This is a genomic window from Roseisalinus antarcticus, assembly GCF_900172355.1.
Classification (GTDB): Bacteria; Pseudomonadota; Alphaproteobacteria; order Rhodobacterales; family Rhodobacteraceae; genus Oceanicola; species Oceanicola antarcticus_A.
Genome location: NZ_FWFZ01000002.1, coordinates 37,771 through 54,362, shown reverse-complemented (window position 1 = coordinate 54,362; position 16,592 = coordinate 37,771). Strand labels below are relative to the sequence as shown.

The following is a 16,592-nucleotide window of genomic DNA, read 5'->3' as shown; positions in this document are numbered from 1 at the left end:
GGGACGGCGGGCGGGGCGATGCCGAAGGCGAGCGTCGTCCGGCGTCCCGACCTTGCCGCCCCCGCGCACCGTTCCTATAACGGGGAGGACCGTCAGGAGGCCCCGATGACATACCGTGCGCCCCATCTTCTGGGCATCGAACCTCTGCACCCGACGGAGATCACCACCGTTCTGGACCTCGCCCAGACCTACGCCGAGGACGCGCGGGCCGGCCGCCGCCACTGGGACGCCCTGGCGGACATGACCCAGATCAACATGTTCTTCGAGAACTCAACCCGCACCCAGGCCAGCTTCGAGCTTGCCGGCAAGCGTCTTGGCGCGGACGTGATGAACATGGGGATGCAGACCTCTTCGGTGAAGAAGGGCGAGACCCTGATCGACACGGCGCTGACACTCAACGCCATGCGCCCCGATCTTCTGGTGGTGCGGCACCCCAATTCCGGCGCCGTGGACCTGCTCAGCCAGAAGGTGAATTGCGCGGTGATCAACGCCGGCGACGGCCGGCACGAGCATCCCACCCAGGCCCTGCTCGACGCGCTGACGATCCGCCGCGCCAAGGGCCGGCTGCATCGCCTGTCGATCGCCGTCTGCGGCGACATCGCCCACAGCCGAGTGGCCCGCTCCAACATCCTGCTGCTTGGCAAGATGGAAAACCGCGTCCGCCTGATCGCCCCGCCGACGCTCATGCCCTCGGGCGTCGAGGAATTCGGCGTCGAATGCTTCGACAACATGGAGGAGGGTCTGCGCGACGTCGACGTCGTGATGATGCTCCGACTGCAGAAGGAGCGCATGGACGGCGGATTCATCCCCTCCGAGCGGGAGTATTTCCACCGCTACGGGCTCGACGCGGCCAAGCTCGCCCATGCCAGGCCCGACGCCATCGTCATGCACCCCGGCCCGATGAACCGCGGGGTGGAGATCGACGGCACCCTGGCCGACGACATCAACCGCTCGGTGATCCAGGAACAGGTCGAGATGGGCGTCGCCGTGCGCATGGCCGTGATGGACCTGCTGGCCCGCAACCTGCGCGGCACCCGCGCCCCGCGCGAGGTCATGGCATGACGACAATGGACGTCCCCGAGACCGAGCGCGGCCACGCCCGGATCTTTGCCGTGGAGCTCGCGGGCGAAGAGGCCGCCGCCTTCGACGACCCCGAGATCATCGCCCGCGCCCTCGGCATCGAAGATTTGCCCCACGGGCAATACGAATACTTCCCGGTCAGCAATCTCGACGGGCTTGGCCTTGCCGGCTACCTCACGGAGGGGCTTGGCATTGCCACCGAGAGCGTTCGCGCCGACAGGGCCCGGCTCAATGCGGTCAGGGGCCACGTCCTGATCGTGCTGTCCGCCGGGGTGCGCGGGCGGACCCTGCGCCCGGTCTCGCCGCTACGCTGGATCGGCACCTATGCAGAGCCGGTCACCATCGCACCGATGGAAAAGCTCCGCTCCGAAAGCGCCGAGGGCCTGATCGGCGACCCAAAGCCAAGGCCGTCGGATGCCGCCATGTCGGGCAGGATCGCGATGCTTGCACTGCTCGTGCTGTTGCTGCTGGTGATCCTCATGGTGGTGATCGCGTGAGCGAGTATGCCCTCACCCCCGAAACCTCGCTGGAGACCGGAGAGACGGTCAGCGAGAGCTTTCACCCCGACCGCCAGACCTATTACCGCGACCATGCCTGGATCGCGGCGCTGGCGATGGCCGGGGGCATGGCGATTCTCTGGCTCATGGGCTCTCCCTTCGTGTGGACCGGCGCCGTCGGCGGGTTGGCGGCCATCGCGGTCCGCGCTTTCTACCTCGCCTCCGACGAGCTGGCCGTGCGCTGGGACCTGACCGACCGGCGCCTGCTGGGACCGGGGCCGCGTCAGGTCAGGCTGGAGCGGATCGACAAGCTGCGCACCATCGCCAGCGCGGTGCAGATCGTGACCATCGGGGGCGAAAAGCACCTCATGCGGTACCAGGCCGACCCCGCCGCCACCCGCCGCCGGATCGAGGCACAGCGCGGCGCCCAACGACAGACCGGAGACGCCAGCCGATGACCGCCACCACGACGCCTCCCGGCTGGGAGGACATTCTCGACGAGGGCGAGACGATCCTGTGGCAGGGCCAACCGCGCCCCGGCATTGTCACCCGGGGCTGGAGCTTCGCGGACACGGCCATGGGCATCTTCTTCATGGTGTTCTCGACCGTCTGGATCGGGATGGCCCTGAACATCACCTCCGGCTTTCGCAACCCGCCGTTCTTCATCGGCATCTTCCCCCTCTTCGGCGGCATCTTCTTCTGCATCGGGTTCTGGAACGCCATCGGCCACCGGTTCTGGAAAAGTTACATGCTGACACGCACCTACTACACGGTGACCAGCAAACGCGCCTTCATCGCGACCAACCCTCCGTTCGGCGGGCGGTCGCTGAAGGACTACCCCATCGGCAAGGACTCCGAGCTGGAGCTGATCGACGGCGACCCGGGCTCGGTGCAATTCGCGCTGCAGACCCGCACCGCCAGTTTCCGCCGCTCCAAAGCCTCCTTCGGGGGCGCGCGCCGGACCTACACCAGCAAGGTCCCGGTGCTGTTTCACCGGATCGACGATGCCCGCAAGGTCTACCGCCACCTGCGCGACGTCCAGCAGGACGCGCGGCGCCGATGACGGGCTGGCCGCTGGAAGACGGCGAGACATTGCTCTGGGAGGGTCGGCCGGAGACGGGCCTCTCCTTGCGACCGATCCGCCACATCACCGACCAGATCGCCATTGTCTGGGGCGTGATCGGCGTTGCCGCGACCATCGGCATGGCCGCGCTGGGAAGTCCGGGGGCGGGCGTGATGCTGCCGGGGACGCTGGCGATCATCGCCGTTCAGCTTGGTCTCATAGCGTGGGTCGACGCGTCGCGGCGGCGGCGCACGACCTATGCCGTCACGGACCGCCGGGCGCTGATCCGCCAGGGCAGGCGAGACATCTGCATCTGGCCGCTCGACGCGACCGCCGTCCGGCTGGAGCCCGGCCCGCCCGATTGCGTTGTCCTCGGCCGCGCCCCCCTGCGCTTTCGTCTGCCCCACGGCGGCTGGCAGACCACCTGGCGCGAGCATCGCCTCGACCTGATCGAGGACGGCGCGGCCGTGGCGGACCTCGTCCGTGCCGCCGCCCGGGCCAATGCTGACAAGCGCCCCGAAGGCTGGGACTGGAGCACCGTCGCCGAGCCTGCTGACAACCCCCGATCCGACGGCTAGACAGCGGCAGCCCGCAAAACGTACCGGAGAGACCATGACAATCCTCGCCAATGCCCGGTTGATCGACCCCGAAAGCCACGAGGTCCGCGCGGGCGGCCTGCGCCTCGAGGGCGGCCTGATCGCCGAGGTTCTGGAGGGCGCATCGGTGCCGGCCGGCGCAACCGACCTGGACGGCGCCTGCCTGGCGCCCGGGATCGTAGATCTGGGCGTCAAGGTCTCCGAACCGGGCGAGCGCCACAAGGAGAGCTTCCGCTCGGCCGGGCGGGCGGCCGCGGCGGGCGGCATCACAACCATGGTCACGCGTCCCGACACCCTGCCCACCATCGACACCCCCGAGGTTCTGGAATTCGTCGCCCGCCGCGCGGCGGAGGACGCGCCCGTGCGGGTGCTGTCCATGGCCGCGCTGACCAAGGGCCGCGAGGGGCGCGAGATGACCGAGATCGGGTTCCTGCTCGACGCGGGGGCTGTGGCCTTCACCGATTGCGACCGGGTGGTCACCGACACCAGGGTCTATGGTCGCGCCCTGACCTATGCCCGCAGCCTGGGGGCGCTGGTCGTCGTCCATGTCCAGGAACCGGGCCTGTCGGCGGGGGCGGCGGCGACCTCGGGCAAGTTCGCCTCGCTGCGCGGGCTGCCCGCCGTCTCGCCGATGGCCGAGCGCATGGGGCTGGACCGGGAAATCGGCATGGCCGAGATGACCGGCGCCCGGATGCACGTGGACCAGATCACCACAGCCCGCGCCCTGCCCCCGCTGGAACGCGCCAAGCGCAACGGGCTGGACATCACCGCGGGCGTCGGCATCCACCATCTGACGCTGAACGAATTCGACGTGGCCGACTACCGCACCTTCTTCAAGCTCAAGCCCCCCCTGCGCAGCGAGGACGACCGCAAGGCCGTGGTCGAGGCCGTCGCCTCGGGGCTGATCGACGTGATCTCGTCGATGCACACCCCGCAGGACGAGGAAAGCAAGCGCCTGCCCTTCGAGGAGGCCGCGAGCGGCGCCGTCGCGCTCGAGACCTTCCTGCCCGCGCTGATGCGGCTTTATCATGGCGGCGATCTGGACCTGTGCCAGATCTTCCGCGCCGTCTCGCTGAACCCTTCGCGCCGGCTGGGGCGCGACACCGGCCGGCTCGCCCTGGGGGCGCCTGCCGACCTGATGGTGTTCGACCCGGACGCGCCGCTGATCCTCGACCGGTTCGCGCTGCGCTCGAAATCGAAGAACACGCCGTTCGACGGCGCAAGGATGCAGGGCCGTGTGCTGTCCACCTGGGTCGCGGGCCAAAAGATCTGGAGCCGCGGAGATGCCTGAGATCGTCTCGAGCCTGCCCGTCATCGCCCTCTGGGCCGGGCTTGGATACCTCGCGGGATCGGTCCCCTTCGGGATCGTCATCGCCCGCGCCTTCGGGCTGGGCGACCTGCGCAAGATCGGATCGGGCAATATCGGCGCCACCAACGTCCTGCGCACCGGCAACAAGCTGGCCGCGCTGCTGACGCTGGTGATGGACAGCGGCAAGGGCGGGTTCATGACGCTGGCCGCGCTGTGGCTGGCCGCGCCCGATGCGGCCCAGGTAGCGGCCTTTGCGGCGTTCCTGGGGCACTGCTTTCCGATCTGGCTGCGGTTCGCGGGGGGCAAGGGGGTCGCGACCTTCCTCGGCATCCTGCTGGCGCTCGGCTGGCCGGTGGGGCTTGCGGCCTGCGGCACATGGCTCGTCGCGGCCCTTGCCACACGCTATTCCTCGGTCGGCGCATTGGTGGCCGCGGCGGCGGCCCCACTCTGGGCGCTGACGCTGGGACGCGGAGATCTGCTCATCCTGCTGGTTGCTCTTGCGGCGCTGGTCTTCTGGCGGCATTCGGCGAACATCGCCCGCCTCCGCGCGGGCACCGAAACCCGAATTGGACAGAAGTGATGAGACGTGCCGCCCTGCCCCTGCTGATGATGCTTGCCCAGCCCGCGCTCGCGGACGGGGGCCGCGTTGACGAGATCCTGGCCGAGGCCGAGGCGGAATGCGCCCGGATCGACGCCGGCGGGATCCAGATTCAGGATGGCGCCGTGACGTCGGCCGACCTGGATGGCGACGGCCTGTCCGACGATGCGGTCGTCGATTTCTCGAATATCTTCTGCGATTACAACATGTCGCACTGGCACGGCAGCGGCGGGGCACCGCTGCATTTCGTGATCGACGACGCCCGGTCGCAAAGCTGGTGGGGCTTCAACTGGATCGCCGTCGATTTCGAGGACATGCGGGTTATCCTGCTGGCCCGGCATGGCAGCGTCTGCGACAATTACGGCGCCAGCCCCTGTGTGCAGGCGCTGGTGCCCACGGTCGACGGCTTCCAGGTCGTCCGGATGCCCGAATCGGAGGAAGAGGCCGGCTGAGCCGGCCCCTCAGATCACCCGGCGCACCATGGTGGTCGCTGTCTGAAACCCGAACAAAGGGCGCAGCAGGCGGTTTGACTGCTCAGCGATCGGGGTAAAGCCGCGCCGCTCATAGAGCGCACGGGCCCGAGGGTTGCTGTTGATCACGTCCAGCCGGACACGGGCGCAGCTGCGAGCCACCGCCTCGCGGGCAAGCGCCTCCAGCAGGGTGGTCCCGACTCCGCGGCCACGGTGGGTCTCGGCGACGAAGATCCCGTCGACCAGCAATTCGTCCTCGGCCAGGGGCCGTTCCAGCAGGCCCAGCGCAAGCCCGCGCCAGATCCCGCCGAAGGTGCCGTAGACATTGGCCAGCTCGGAGATTCCGCCGCCGACCAGCGCCCCCTGCCTGCTGTGAAAGCCCGCCACCCCGATCAGCCGCCCGCCATCATGGATGCACAGCGCATGATCCGGCGAGGCGACCTGCGCGATGAAGGTGCGGGCGCGGTCCTCGGGGCCCAGTACCCGGCCCAGCTTGTCGCCGAACGCCGCCCAGTAAAGCCGGGCGAGCGCCGGCCGGTCGGCGGGAGCGAACCCGTGGCGCACGATCATCCGGCCGCCCGGTTCAGCGCCGCCTCATGCCCGATCCCCATGATCCAGCCCTCGGCCAAGGCGGCCTCGGGCACCGCCAGCATCTCGGCCACCCGCTCTGGCGGCTGGGCTGCAAGCGCACCCGCCAACAGCCGCACCTGCGCGGCATCGCGGATCTCGGCGGGATCGGACGCGCGGCGGACGGCATCGGCAATAAGCGACGGCCAGACCTCGACCAGCGCGACCTCTGCCGCGTCCAGAGGCTCGAACGGCCAGACCGCGACCCGACCCGCGAACGACCGCCGCAGCCGGGCGAGCACCGGCAGGCCCATCAGCACCTGACTGCCCACGGCGCCCGCATAGGCCAGTTGCCAGACCTCGAACGCCCCCGGCGCCTGTCGCTCGGCCAGGCGCCGGGGCTCAGGCCAGAGAAACGTCCGTGCCCGACCGCCGCGCGGCAGGTCCGGGATATCGCGGCCCAGCGCATTGCCCCAGAACGGGCCGACGCCGGGGAAGAGGCGGTTCATCCCCGCCGCGACATCAAAGCGGTTGTTGCTCTTCGGCGCGTCCTCGATCCGCGCTTCCAGCCAATCCCAGATCGCCAGCGGATCGGGCGACCCGGTGACCGCGCGGGAAAACCCGGCCGGATAGCCAAATGCGAAGTCGAGGCAGATCGTCAGACGCCGCCCCTCGGTCAGCGCCGCCTCGATCCGGGCGGACAGGTGCTCTTCGGCAATGGTGCGGTTGCGGATGTAGAGCGGCGCCTCTGCCGCGCCGTCTCGGATCGACGCGAGCCAGATCGCATCCTTCTTGGGACGCGGCCCCCGGTCATTGCCGCCGGACCAATCCACGACGAGGATCTCGTCGACCCTCACAGCATCGCCTCCGCGAGGGCCAGATCCTCGGGCGTGTTGATGTTCAGGAACGCCTCGTCCTGGGGAAAATGCGCGAGGGCATAGCCCTGAGCCCCGGCCCAGTCGCGGAGCTTGCGTGCGCCCCCGGACAGGTCCCGCGCGAGGGCCGTGCGCAGAGTCACTGACCAAAGCCCGCAGGTCGGATGCAGTCCGCTCGCGGTCTCGGCCAGGGCAATGGGGGTGCCTGCGGTCTCGGCGGCCCAGAGGAGCTGCGGCACGAGGTCGGGGGGCAGGAACGGCGTGTCGGCAGGCGCGGTCACGATCCAGGCGGCGTCCTGGCCCGCCGCCCAGTCAAGCCCGGCGAGAACGCCCGCCAGCGGCCCGCCATCGGCCAGGCTGTCGCTCAGAACCGGCAGGCCAAGGTCCGCGAACCGGGCCGGGTCGCCATTGGCGTTCAGCGCGGTATCGGCAACCTGCGGAGACACCCTCTCGATCACCCGCGCGATCAGGGTTTGCCCGCCGAGAAGCAGCCGCCCCTTGTCGCCACCGCCCATCCGCCGCGCCGCGCCCCCCCCGAGAATCACCCCCAGCGGGGCTGCCACTGCTGCGTCGATTGCCATTCCCTCCGTCCGGGTCTATCCGGCCCCGACACAGAATAATCGACCGGCATGAGCATCTCCACAGCCATTTCCCTGTTTCTGCGCGGTGCGCGCGACTCCCTGCCCTTTGTCATCGTCATCGGGCCGTTCGGGATGCTGTTCGGCGTCGTGGCGACAGAGGCCGGCCTGCCGATCACCCAGACCATGGTGATGACGCTGCTGGTGGTCGCGGGCGCGTCGCAATTCACCGCGCTGCAGCTGATGACGGACGGCGCCGGCGTCTGGCTGGCCATGGGCGGTGCGCTGGCCGTGAACCTGCGCATGGCGATGTATTCGGCGGCCCTGGTGCCGCATCTGGGCAAGGCCCCGCTGTGGAAGCGGGCGATGGTCAGCTACCTGATTTTCGACCAATCCTATACGCTGTCCGTGGTGGAATACGAACGCGACCCGGCGATGTCGATGGATCGCCGGATCATCTATTTCATGGGCACGGCCCTGCCCGTCGCGATCGTCTGGACGGCGTTGACGCTCGTCGGCGCCTTGCTGGGCAATACCATCCCCGATGCGCTGGCACTGGATTTCGCGCTGCCGATCACGTTCATCTCTCTCGTGGCCCCGATGCTCCGGACCGTCGCCCACCTGGCCGCCGCCGCGACGTCGGTGATTGTGGCCCTGGCGCTGTCCGGTTTGCCTTCGGGCACCGGCCTGTTGATCGCGGGGGCGATCGCCATGGCCGTCGGCGCCCTCGTCGAAGCCCGCATGGAAGGGGAGGCGTCCCGATGACAAATGCTCAGGTCTGGCTGCTCATCGCGCTTCTGGGCGTGGGGACCTATCTGATCCGGTTTTCGTTCCTGGGTCTGATCGGCGACCGGCCCCTGCCCGCCTGGGTCCTGCGGATGCTGCGATATACGCCGGTCGCCATCATCCCGGGCATGGTGGCGCCGCTGGTCCTGTGGCCCGAGGCCACCGGAGGCGAGATGGACCCGGCGCGGCTTGCCGCCGCCGGAGCCGCCTTGCTGGTCGGCCTCCGGAGCCGCAACGTCCTGCTGGCAATCGGGGTCGGCGGGGCTGTGCTTTACGGGGCTCTGTGGCTTTCCGGCGGGTGACCGCCGCGATCAGCGCGTCAGCCCCGCCGCGGCAAGTTCTGCACCGAAGGCGTCGGCGGCCTCGCTCTTGTCGTCGCTGTCGTTCTCGCGATATTCGCGCGAGGTGACGCCAGGGTATCTGGCGAGCTGATCCACCAGCCGGTCGGGAAAGAGTACGGTCTTGATCCCCGAGAAGCCGGGCACGCCCGCCAGGATGCGCGAGGTGGCGATCGTGCACTGAGCCTTGGGAACCGCGCCGTAGGACATCACGCCCCGGAGGGCGGCCTCCGCCTGCTCGGCCGTGACCGGGACGTCCTGACGCAGCACGTAATAGGTCAGCCGGGCGTGGTAGCGGATGTAGAAATCCTCGATCTCGGGGGTGATCCCGAAGTGGACATCGTTGTTTTCGGGAACCAGATAGCCCCAGGGTTTGTCCGCGACATCGCCGCCAAAGGTGCCGGCCGGATCGAAGATGACCCGCTGGCTGGCATTCACCATCAACCCGGTGTGGGCACCGTTGCCGTTGGCGGTCGACTTCATCGTGAAGAGCGTGAGCCTGGGCTCGCCCGGATGCCGGTAAGCGGATGCCGAGAGGACCGCGACGGGCATCGACACCGGCTCGGCGGCGCCACATGCCGTAAGGGCAAGCGCCGGGGCGCCGATCAGGAAGGTCCTGCGCCGCATTGGCTCTCTCAGCCGTTGATCAGGGACAGAAGGATCAGCGCGACGACGATGACGATGGCCGTGCGGGATACCATCCGGATGAAGCCGTTGAAGGTCTTTTCCTGAACCGTGATGTCCATTTCGCCATGCTTGTGCTCTGCCATGATATGCGTCCCTGTCTGTGTCTTGGGGCCGCGCCGGATCCCGCGGGCCACCCTGTCGCAAAACGCCATAAACGATCGGGAGGGGCCTGTCACGCCCACGAAGCGGTGACCTTGTCGCAGGTCGTAAGGCCGCGCGACGGGGCCTGGTGCGCTGGCCGTGTCCCAGGCGCACCTGGGCACGGGCCGCCGCGCGGACCCTTGCACATTCGCGGGCATGGGTTGGCGTGGATGGCCGACGCCGGGGGGCTCTGCCCCCCTGACCCCCCCCGGGATATTTCCAACCAGAAGAAGGGGCTGTGGTAGGACCGCCTTCGGACCTGTGGCCTTTGGGCGACGGCAAGTGTTCCGGGCCGTATCGCGCCAATTTCCGAAAGCCGGGGCTTACGTTTCGTCGGTGCCATCGGTGTCGAGGTCGCGGGCCAGCCGGAACCCGATTCGATGGGCAACGGGCTGATCGATCTGCTTGGGCAATGCGCGAAGCAGAACGTTGAGCTGGGTAACGTGCTGAATGACCTGGGTCTTGGCGCCGCCCAGATCCGAGCCGTAGAAGGTGACGATATCAGGGTCGAAATACCCCATGCCCTCGATCCGGATCACGCCGGCATCGCCGCCGGTGAAGCCCATGGCGACCTCGTGTTCAGCATCGAGCTGGCTTTCGAAGTTCTGGATGTAGACGATCAGACGCTCGTAGGCCCAGCGCGCAGGACTTTTCCGCCCGGTCCCTTCAGCGAGCCGGGGCGGCACGGACACCCGGCCCTTCTCGGGATCGGAATGCACCTCATGGATCCGCGGCATCACGTCGTTTTCATGCGCTTCGGCGGTCGTGCTGATCTGGTCGTTCATCGGTGATCTCCCCTCGGTTCCGAGACCACCACGGCTGTTACCTGTTCACAACGCCCAAGGGACGGTGGGTGGGGCGATGCGCGGAACGCGCGAGCGTCAGCCGCCGGCGCCGACCGCGTGAAAGACCCAGGCCTCTCCGCGCCGCTCGCGCGACACCCGGCCCAGGTGCCACAGGTGGAGGCAATGGGCATAGGCTTCCACCAGCGCGAGGCCGTACTCCCCGGCCCCGATCTCCCGCTTGAACAGCGGCGCGAAACACTCCCCGGCAGTCTTCGGGTCGACAAGATGCCCGACTAGCCGTTCGAGCGCGCCGTGGTGGTTGTCTTCCAGATGGCTCAGCCGCGCCGGCAGCCCCCGGAACGGCATCTTGTGCCCGGGCAGGACAAGCTGATCCTCCGTGGCAAATGCCGCCAGCCGCCGGCAGGCGGCGATCCAGTCGGCCACGGGATCGGCCTCGGGCTCGGTCGGGTAGACCCCAAGGTTGGGCGAGATCGAGGCCAGCAACTGGTCCCCCCCCAGCACGAGCGGCGCGTCCCGCGCCCAGAGCGTCACGTGTTCCGGTGCATGTCCCGCCCCCATGCGCACGTCCCACGACCGTCCGCCAATCTCGACGACCAGGCCCTCGATCATACGCCGAAAGCCCAGCGGCAAGGGCCAGACCACGTCGGAAAAGTTGAACGGCCGCTCGGCCAACCGCCGCGCGACCATGTCCTCCGCCATCCCTGCGCCGCGATAGAATGCCCGGGTTTCCTCCGGCCAGACCTCCTGCGTATCCAGCACCAGCATCCGCGCCATAAGATAGGCCGTCCGGCTCGCCCAGATCTCGGCGCCCTTTTCGCGGAACCATCCGGCAAGGCCAACGTGGTCGGGGTGATGGTGCGTCACGATCACCCGGCTGACGGGCTTGCCGCCCAGCGGCCCTGCCAGGATACGCTCCCAAAGGGCCCGCGCCCTGCGGGACGACACGCCGGTGTCGACGATGGTCCAGCTGTCGCCCTCGTCCAGCGCGTAGACATTCACGTGATCCAGCTTCATCGGCAACGGCAGGCGCATCCAGAGGATGCCCTCCGCGACCTCGATCGCGGTTCCTTCCTCGGGCGGATCTGCGAAGGGGTAGCGGATCGCGCCAGGCTCGCTCACGCGGCCAGATCCCCGGCGGTAACCGACAAGGCCGATTCGCCCGCGCCGACCGCCGCGAGCAGGGCCGAATGTTCAGGCAACAGCGTCCCGACATAGAACGCGGCCAGCCGCGCACGCCCAGCGTCCCCCTGCATGGCCGCCGCCAGGTGCGCATGGCCGCCAAGCACCCGCGCGAACCCGCGCAGATAGGGCACCGCCCCGGCGAACCGATCCGCCACGGGGGCGGCGACCAGAGCCTCGGTCACTTCGCGCAATGTCTCGGCCGCGTCATAGACCGCATCCGCGAGGGCCGGATGCTGCGCCTTGGCCGCCTCGGCCCCCTCGCAGATCTCGTCGATCAGGGCAAAGGCCGCCTCGCCGCCGTCCTTCATCTTGCGCCCCACGAGGTCCATCGCCTGGATGCCGTTTGTCCCCTCGTAGATCGTCGTCACCCGCACGTCGCGCAGGAATTGCGCGGCCCCGGTCTCCTCGACATAGCCCATGCCGCCGTGCACCTGGATCCCGACCGACGCCATCTCCACCCCGGTATCGGTTCCGAACGCCTTGGCGATGGGCGTCAACAGCGCGGCGCGTGCCCCGGCGCCAAGGTCGATGGCCACGGCACACATCAAAGCGATGGCGCGGGCGGCATAGGTCTCGGCCTTCATCGTGGCCAGCATCCGCTTCACATCCGCATGTTCGACGATGGCGCCGGTTCCGCCGGCCTTGCCCTGCTTGCGGTCCACGGCATAGCCGAGCGCGTGCTGAAAGGCCGCCTCCGCCACGCCGATGCCCTGGGTCGCGACCCCCAGCCGAGCGTTGTTCATCATGGTGAACATCGCGGCCATCCCGCCATGCGGTTCGCCCACAAGCCAGCCCTTGGCCCGCTCGTACTCCATCACCGCCGTCGGCGATCCGTGAAGACCCAGCTTGTGCTCCAGGCTGACCACCCGGACGGCATTCCGCTCTCCCGCGTTGCCCTGCGCATCCGGAATGAACTTCGGCACCAGGAACAGGGAAATCCCCTTCGTCCCCGGCGCCCCGTCCGGAAGCCGGGCCAGAACCAGGTGGCAGATATTCTCGGCAAAGTCGTTGTCGCCCCAGGTGATGTAGATCTTCTGCCCGGACACGGCATAGGTCCCGTCGTCCAATGGCTCGGCGCGCGTGCGCAGCGCCCCGACGTCAGAGCCGGCTTGCGGTTCGGTCAGGTTCATGGTGCCGCACCATTCGCCGGAAATCAGCTTCGGCAGATAAAGCGCCTTCATCTCGTCGGAGGCATGGGCCTCGAGCGCCTCGATCTGCCCCTGCGACATCAGCGGATTGAGCTGCATCGCGAGGCAGGCGCCCGACATCATGTCGTTGACCGCGGTGGTCAGCGTCAGCGGCAGGCCCATGCCGCCCGCCTCGGTCGAGGCCGACATCCCGATCCAGCCGCCCTCTGCGATCGCCGCAAAAGCCTCGCCAAAGCCAGGCGGGGTCCGGACCACGCCGTTCTCCAGCCGCGCGGGCTGGGTGTCGCCGACCCGCTGCAGGGGGGCGATCACTTCGTCGCAAAGCCGTCCCGCTTCGGTCAAGATCGCATCGACCATGTCCGGCGTGGCGTCGGCGAACTGTTCGGTCGCCGCGACCCGGTCGAAGCCGACCACGTGATTCAGAAGAAAGCGGAACTCCGAAACTGGGGCGCGGTAGGGCATGACATGGTCTCCGTCGGGCAAGTGGCTTGGCAGCGGAGCGCAGCGTGGCTATGTCCGCGTGACAAGCATCAACGCTACGCGCCTGCCGTCGCCCCGCAACCGGAACGCCACGTCATGACCGAAACCCTCGCTCCGGACAACGCCGGGATCGCCCGCGCCGCGGCCCTGCTCGCGGCCGGCGAGACCGTCGCCTTTCCGACAGAGACGGTCTACGGGCTCGGGGCCGATGCGCGCGACGACCGCGCCGTCGCCCGCATTTTCGAAGCCAAGAACCGGCCCCGCTTCAACCCGCTGATCGTGCATCTTGCCGACGCCGCATCGGTCGCGGAATGGTGCGAGCTACCCCCGGACGCGGCCCGGCTCGCGGCCAGCTTCTGGCCCGGCGCACTCACCCTGGTGCTGCCACTGCGCCCCGGCAGCGGTCTCTCGCCACTGGTCACCGCCGGGCTTCCGACCCTGGCGGTCCGGGTGCCGGCGCATCGGCTGGCACGCGACCTTCTGCAGGCCTTCGGCGGCCCGGTCGCGGCACCCTCGGCGAACCCGTCGGGCCGGCTCAGCCCGACCACGGCCGATCATGTGCGCGCGGGACTGGCCGGGCGCATCGCCGCGGTGCTCGACGGCGGGCCCTGCGATGTGGGCGTCGAATCGACCATTGTCGCGCTCGCGCCAGAACCGAGCTTCCTGCGCGCCGGAGGCATCCCGGCCGAGGCCATCGCCAACTGCCTCGGACACCCCCTCGCCACCCCAGGGACCACGGAAACCCCGACCGCACCGGGGCAGCTCGCCTCGCATTACGCGCCCGCCGGAACCCTCCGCCTGAACGCCACGACCGCCCGCGACGGCGAAACGCTCCTGGGCTTCGGCAAGATCCGGGGGGATCTGTCGCTCTCCCCCTCCGGCGATCTGCTGGAGGCCGCGGCGAACCTCTTCGCCCTGCTGCACCGGCTGGACCGCGAGGGCGCGGAGCACATCGCCGTCGCGCCGATCCCGCACGAGGGCCTGGGCCGGGCGATAAACGACCGGCTGAGGCGCGCCGCCACCCCTCGCCCCTGAGAGCGAACAATCTTCATCTTGGCAAGAAAACTCCCGCCGGAGGCTCCGCCGGCATGTCCCTGGCGCGGCGCCCCGAACGACAGGACCCGCCGTCAGGCGCCCTGGTTCTGACGCTCGATCCAGCCGCGCAATTCCTCGGCCTCGTGCCGAGCATCGCGCAAGCCGTCCATCGCCGCGCGCAACTCCGCCTCGGTCTGGGTCAGCTGGTTGGTCAGGTCGGCCTCACGCTGCTGCAGGTATGTGATCGCCTGGTCGCGGGTCTCCTCGGCCTCGTGCAGCGCCTGCGCCATCCGGTCCAGCTCGCCGATCTCGGCCCGTGTCACGCGGGTGAACCGGTTCACCAGCCACGAGGCGAACCACCCAAGGCAGAAGGCCACGAACAGGATCGCAGCCGTGGCGACAATAAATTCGGTTCTATTCATCTGCCTCGTCGACTTCCCCGGCGTCCGGCGCCGTTTCCGCGGCGGCTTCCGCCTCGATCTGCTCCAGCCCGGTGGCCTCTTCCTCGGCGGCGGTGTCGATCAGGCGGAACTCGATCCGGCGGTTCGCCTCGCGCCCATCTTCGGTGGCATTATCCGCAATCGGATCGTCTTCGCCATAGCCGACCGCCCGGAACGAGCTCACCGGCACCCGGCGTTGGCTGAGCGCGGTCAGAACCGCCTGCGCACGGTCCTGCGACAGGCGCTCGTTCATTTCTTCCCGCCCCTGGCTGTCGGTATAGCCTGCAATCTCGACGCGCAGGTCGGCACAGCGGCGCAGGATCTCGGCGATGTCATCCACCACCGCCTGGGCCCCGCCCGCGATATCGGCCGAGCCGGGATCGAAGGTGATCTTGCGCGATTCGGTCACGACCATGATCTGCTGAATGCATTCTTCCGCCGTGGGCAGCGCCGCGATCGGGTCGAGGCTTTCCTCGTAGGTCACGTTGACCCGGAACTCCGCCCCCTGGCCCAGCTTATCCAGCAACAGCTGCGAGATATCGGCCGTGGCCCGCTGGTTGCCGGTCACCCCGCGCACCGTCATCAGGTCCGGCGTCAACACGACCGACCCGCTGGACAGTCGCGACAGCGCCTCGATCGCCGCCAGCATGCGCATCGACCATCCCGAGGGCAGCCCCTCCGTGACCCTGGTTCCCATGGTCAGGTCCGCGTCCCCGAACCGGGCGGCGGCGTAGTTGCGGGCGGTGGCGTTCATCAGGTCGTCCGCGACCCGGCCGCGCAGCTGCACCTGCCCCTCCGGGCTGAGCGTCGCGGTGAATTCCGGCACCTCGGCCTCGGCCGCCTCGGGCGGCTCCGGCAGGACCGCTTCCAGCGCGAAGAGGTCCGGCAAGGCATTCTCCAGCTCGCCCGCGACCTGCTCGAACAGGGCCGGGTCGGTCCCTTCGAGCGCGACCAGCGTCACGTCCGCATCCGACAGCGTCACCCGTCCGCCGCCCAGATCCGCCACCGCGCCGATCGACATGGCGACGGCTTCGGCCCAGGTGCCGGATGGCACGCCAAGACCGATCGGACAGTTGACCTTGCCTTCAAAGCCGGCCGCGGTGGCCGCCGTCGCAATCTCCGCCAGCGCGTCCTCGGAATCGGCCGAACAGGCCTCGAACCGCGCCCGCCCGTCGGCATCGAGCAGGAAGCGGACGATGAACGGCGTGATGACGGGGCGCGGCGCGATCACGTCGAGCGCCAGCCGCATCCCCTCCGGACGTTGGCGGGTCAGGTCGGTCTCAAGCCGCCATTTGGCCTCGCTGCTTTCGGCCATGGCCATGATCTCGACCAGCCCCGGGCTCACCGAGATCTGCGACCGGGGCAGGCTGTCGAGCGCCTCCACGGCATAGTCGAGCGCCGAGGTCCAGTTCTCTGGCGTCGGGTGCTCGGCCGTCTCCAGCAGGTCGGTGACCGGCAGGCCGGGGGCGCCGTCCTGAAGCCGCTCGACGATCGCGGCGCGGTCGGTATTGGCGGGCACGAGGCCGATCAGCGAGATCCCGCTGTCGTTGCGCAGGATCTCGATCGCAAAATCGGGCGGCGCGATTCCGGAATTGTCCGCCACCGACATGTTGTCGATGACACGGCTCGCATCGACCTGTGTTCCCGCGATGGTCATGGACCGGAACCGGACCGCCTCGGACGGGGCCTCGCCTTCGAGGATGATCTGCAACCCGTCGCCCAGGACCGAGACCCAGGCCTGTCCCTCGTCGACAAGCGCCGCCTGCACGGCATCGACCGATGTCTCTTCGACCACGCGCACGGCGGCCCTCGCGCCGACCAGCGACAGCACGGCGGCAAGGCCAAAGACGGCAACGGGCAGGAGGACACTGGACAGACGCATGTTCTCTACGAGGTCATTTCCGATGCCGCTTCCT

At 68.9% G+C, this 16,592-nt stretch carries 21 protein-coding genes; 11 read left to right on the top strand and 10 right to left on the bottom strand.

Annotation, left to right across the window (positions count from 1 at the left end):
- Positions 1 to 105 precede the first annotated feature (105 nt).
- The 8 genes from ROA7023_RS02885 to ROA7023_RS02850 are packed head-to-tail and all read left to right on the top strand — an operon-like array spanning position 106 to position 5,595.
- A complete protein-coding gene (locus tag ROA7023_RS02885; protein ID WP_085877507.1) occupies positions 106 to 1,062 on the top strand; it encodes an aspartate carbamoyltransferase catalytic subunit in 957 nt (318 codons plus the stop codon).
- Positions 1,059 to 1,577 carry a hypothetical protein gene (locus tag ROA7023_RS02880; protein ID WP_143535424.1) on the top strand — a complete coding sequence of 173 codons (519 nt, stop codon included), beginning with the start codon at positions 1,059 to 1,061 and terminating at the stop codon, positions 1,575 to 1,577. Before ROA7023_RS02885 ends, ROA7023_RS02880 begins: the two co-directional genes overlap by 4 nt.
- Positions 1,574 to 2,035 (top strand): hypothetical protein, encoded by a 462-nt coding sequence (locus ROA7023_RS02875; protein WP_085877505.1) that lies wholly within the window; start codon positions 1,574 to 1,576, stop codon positions 2,033 to 2,035. Before ROA7023_RS02880 ends, ROA7023_RS02875 begins: the two co-directional genes overlap by 4 nt.
- A complete protein-coding gene (locus ROA7023_RS02870; protein WP_085877504.1) occupies positions 2,032 to 2,640 on the top strand; it encodes a hypothetical protein in 609 nt (202 codons plus the stop codon). Before ROA7023_RS02875 ends, ROA7023_RS02870 begins: the two co-directional genes overlap by 4 nt.
- Positions 2,637 to 3,218: a hypothetical protein gene (locus tag ROA7023_RS02865; RefSeq protein ID WP_085877503.1), complete on the top strand. Its 582-nt coding sequence runs from the start codon at positions 2,637 to 2,639 to the stop codon at positions 3,216 to 3,218. Before ROA7023_RS02870 ends, ROA7023_RS02865 begins: the two co-directional genes overlap by 4 nt.
- 34 nt (positions 3,219 to 3,252) lie before the next feature.
- Positions 3,253 to 4,527 carry a dihydroorotase gene (pyrC, locus tag ROA7023_RS02860; RefSeq protein ID WP_085877502.1) on the top strand — a complete coding sequence of 425 codons (1,275 nt, stop codon included), beginning with the start codon at positions 3,253 to 3,255 and terminating at the stop codon, positions 4,525 to 4,527.
- The gene (gene plsY, locus ROA7023_RS02855) at positions 4,520 to 5,125 is read left to right on the top strand and encodes a glycerol-3-phosphate 1-O-acyltransferase PlsY (protein ID WP_085877501.1); all 606 of its coding nucleotides are present in this window, start codon (positions 4,520 to 4,522) and stop codon (positions 5,123 to 5,125) included. The genes pyrC and plsY overlap by 8 nt, the downstream gene beginning before the upstream one ends.
- Positions 5,125 to 5,595: a hypothetical protein gene (locus tag ROA7023_RS02850; RefSeq protein ID WP_085877500.1), complete on the top strand. Its 471-nt coding sequence runs from the start codon at positions 5,125 to 5,127 to the stop codon at positions 5,593 to 5,595. The genes plsY and ROA7023_RS02850 overlap by 1 nt, the downstream gene beginning before the upstream one ends.
- Before the next feature lie 9 nt (positions 5,596 to 5,604).
- Here ROA7023_RS02850 and ROA7023_RS02845 read toward each other — a convergent pair whose 3' ends face one another.
- The 3 genes from ROA7023_RS02845 to mobA are packed head-to-tail and all read right to left on the bottom strand — an operon-like array spanning position 5,605 to position 7,636.
- Positions 5,605 to 6,183 carry a GNAT family N-acetyltransferase gene (locus ROA7023_RS02845; protein ID WP_085877499.1) on the bottom strand — a complete coding sequence of 193 codons (579 nt, stop codon included), beginning with the start codon at positions 6,181 to 6,183 and terminating at the stop codon, positions 5,605 to 5,607.
- The gene (locus tag ROA7023_RS02840) at positions 6,180 to 7,037 is read right to left on the bottom strand and encodes a molybdopterin guanine dinucleotide synthesis (RefSeq protein WP_085877498.1); all 858 of its coding nucleotides are present in this window, start codon (positions 7,035 to 7,037) and stop codon (positions 6,180 to 6,182) included. The genes ROA7023_RS02845 and ROA7023_RS02840 overlap by 4 nt, the downstream gene beginning before the upstream one ends.
- Entirely contained in the window at positions 7,034 to 7,636 is a 603-nt protein-coding gene (gene mobA / locus ROA7023_RS02835; RefSeq protein ID WP_085877497.1) for a molybdenum cofactor guanylyltransferase MobA, read from the bottom strand. The genes ROA7023_RS02840 and mobA overlap by 4 nt, the downstream gene beginning before the upstream one ends.
- A gap of 48 nt (positions 7,637 to 7,684) precedes the next feature.
- Here mobA and ROA7023_RS02830 point away from each other — a divergent pair, with 48 nt between their 5' ends.
- Together ROA7023_RS02830 and ROA7023_RS02825 are read left to right on the top strand one after the other, a co-directional pair.
- Positions 7,685 to 8,398, top strand: coding sequence for an AzlC family ABC transporter permease (locus ROA7023_RS02830; protein ID WP_085877496.1), 714 nt, complete (start codon positions 7,685 to 7,687; stop codon positions 8,396 to 8,398).
- The gene (locus ROA7023_RS02825) at positions 8,395 to 8,721 is read left to right on the top strand and encodes an AzlD domain-containing protein (protein WP_085877495.1); all 327 of its coding nucleotides are present in this window, start codon (positions 8,395 to 8,397) and stop codon (positions 8,719 to 8,721) included. The genes ROA7023_RS02830 and ROA7023_RS02825 overlap by 4 nt, the downstream gene beginning before the upstream one ends.
- A 9-nt stretch (positions 8,722 to 8,730) precedes the next feature.
- Here ROA7023_RS02825 and ROA7023_RS02820 read toward each other — a convergent pair whose 3' ends face one another.
- From ROA7023_RS02820 to ROA7023_RS02800, 5 genes are all read right to left on the bottom strand, one after another.
- On the bottom strand, positions 8,731 to 9,384 hold the full coding sequence (locus ROA7023_RS02820) for a hypothetical protein (RefSeq protein WP_085877494.1): 654 nt from the start codon (positions 9,382 to 9,384) through the stop codon (positions 8,731 to 8,733).
- Positions 9,385 to 9,392: 8 nt separating this feature from the next.
- A complete protein-coding gene (locus ROA7023_RS02815; protein ID WP_085877683.1) occupies positions 9,393 to 9,527 on the bottom strand; it encodes an aa3-type cytochrome c oxidase subunit IV in 135 nt (44 codons plus the stop codon).
- A gap of 381 nt (positions 9,528 to 9,908) precedes the next feature.
- Complete coding sequence (locus tag ROA7023_RS02810) at positions 9,909 to 10,370, bottom strand: DUF6173 family protein (RefSeq protein ID WP_085877493.1); 462 nt, start codon at positions 10,368 to 10,370, stop codon at positions 9,909 to 9,911.
- A gap of 96 nt (positions 10,371 to 10,466) precedes the next feature.
- Positions 10,467 to 11,510 carry an MBL fold metallo-hydrolase gene (locus tag ROA7023_RS02805; RefSeq protein ID WP_234991991.1) on the bottom strand — a complete coding sequence of 348 codons (1,044 nt, stop codon included), beginning with the start codon at positions 11,508 to 11,510 and terminating at the stop codon, positions 10,467 to 10,469.
- Entirely contained in the window at positions 11,507 to 13,183 is a 1,677-nt protein-coding gene (locus ROA7023_RS02800; RefSeq protein ID WP_085877492.1) for an acyl-CoA dehydrogenase, read from the bottom strand. Before ROA7023_RS02800 ends, ROA7023_RS02805 begins: the two co-directional genes overlap by 4 nt.
- Before the next feature lie 114 nt (positions 13,184 to 13,297).
- On the opposite strand from ROA7023_RS02800, the gene ROA7023_RS02795 reads away from it, so the two are divergent.
- On the top strand, positions 13,298 to 14,236 hold the full coding sequence (locus ROA7023_RS02795; RefSeq protein ID WP_085877491.1) for an L-threonylcarbamoyladenylate synthase: 939 nt from the start codon (positions 13,298 to 13,300) through the stop codon (positions 14,234 to 14,236).
- A gap of 92 nt (positions 14,237 to 14,328) precedes the next feature.
- Here ROA7023_RS02795 and ROA7023_RS02790 read toward each other — a convergent pair whose 3' ends face one another.
- Both ROA7023_RS02790 and ROA7023_RS02785 read right to left on the bottom strand, forming a co-directional pair.
- Positions 14,329 to 14,658 carry a hypothetical protein gene (locus ROA7023_RS02790; RefSeq protein WP_085877490.1) on the bottom strand — a complete coding sequence of 110 codons (330 nt, stop codon included), beginning with the start codon at positions 14,656 to 14,658 and terminating at the stop codon, positions 14,329 to 14,331.
- Positions 14,651 to 16,558 (bottom strand): OmpA family protein, encoded by a 1,908-nt coding sequence (locus ROA7023_RS02785; protein ID WP_085877489.1) that lies wholly within the window; start codon positions 16,556 to 16,558, stop codon positions 14,651 to 14,653. The genes ROA7023_RS02790 and ROA7023_RS02785 overlap by 8 nt, the downstream gene beginning before the upstream one ends.
- Between the last annotated feature and the right edge of the window lie 34 nt (positions 16,559 to 16,592).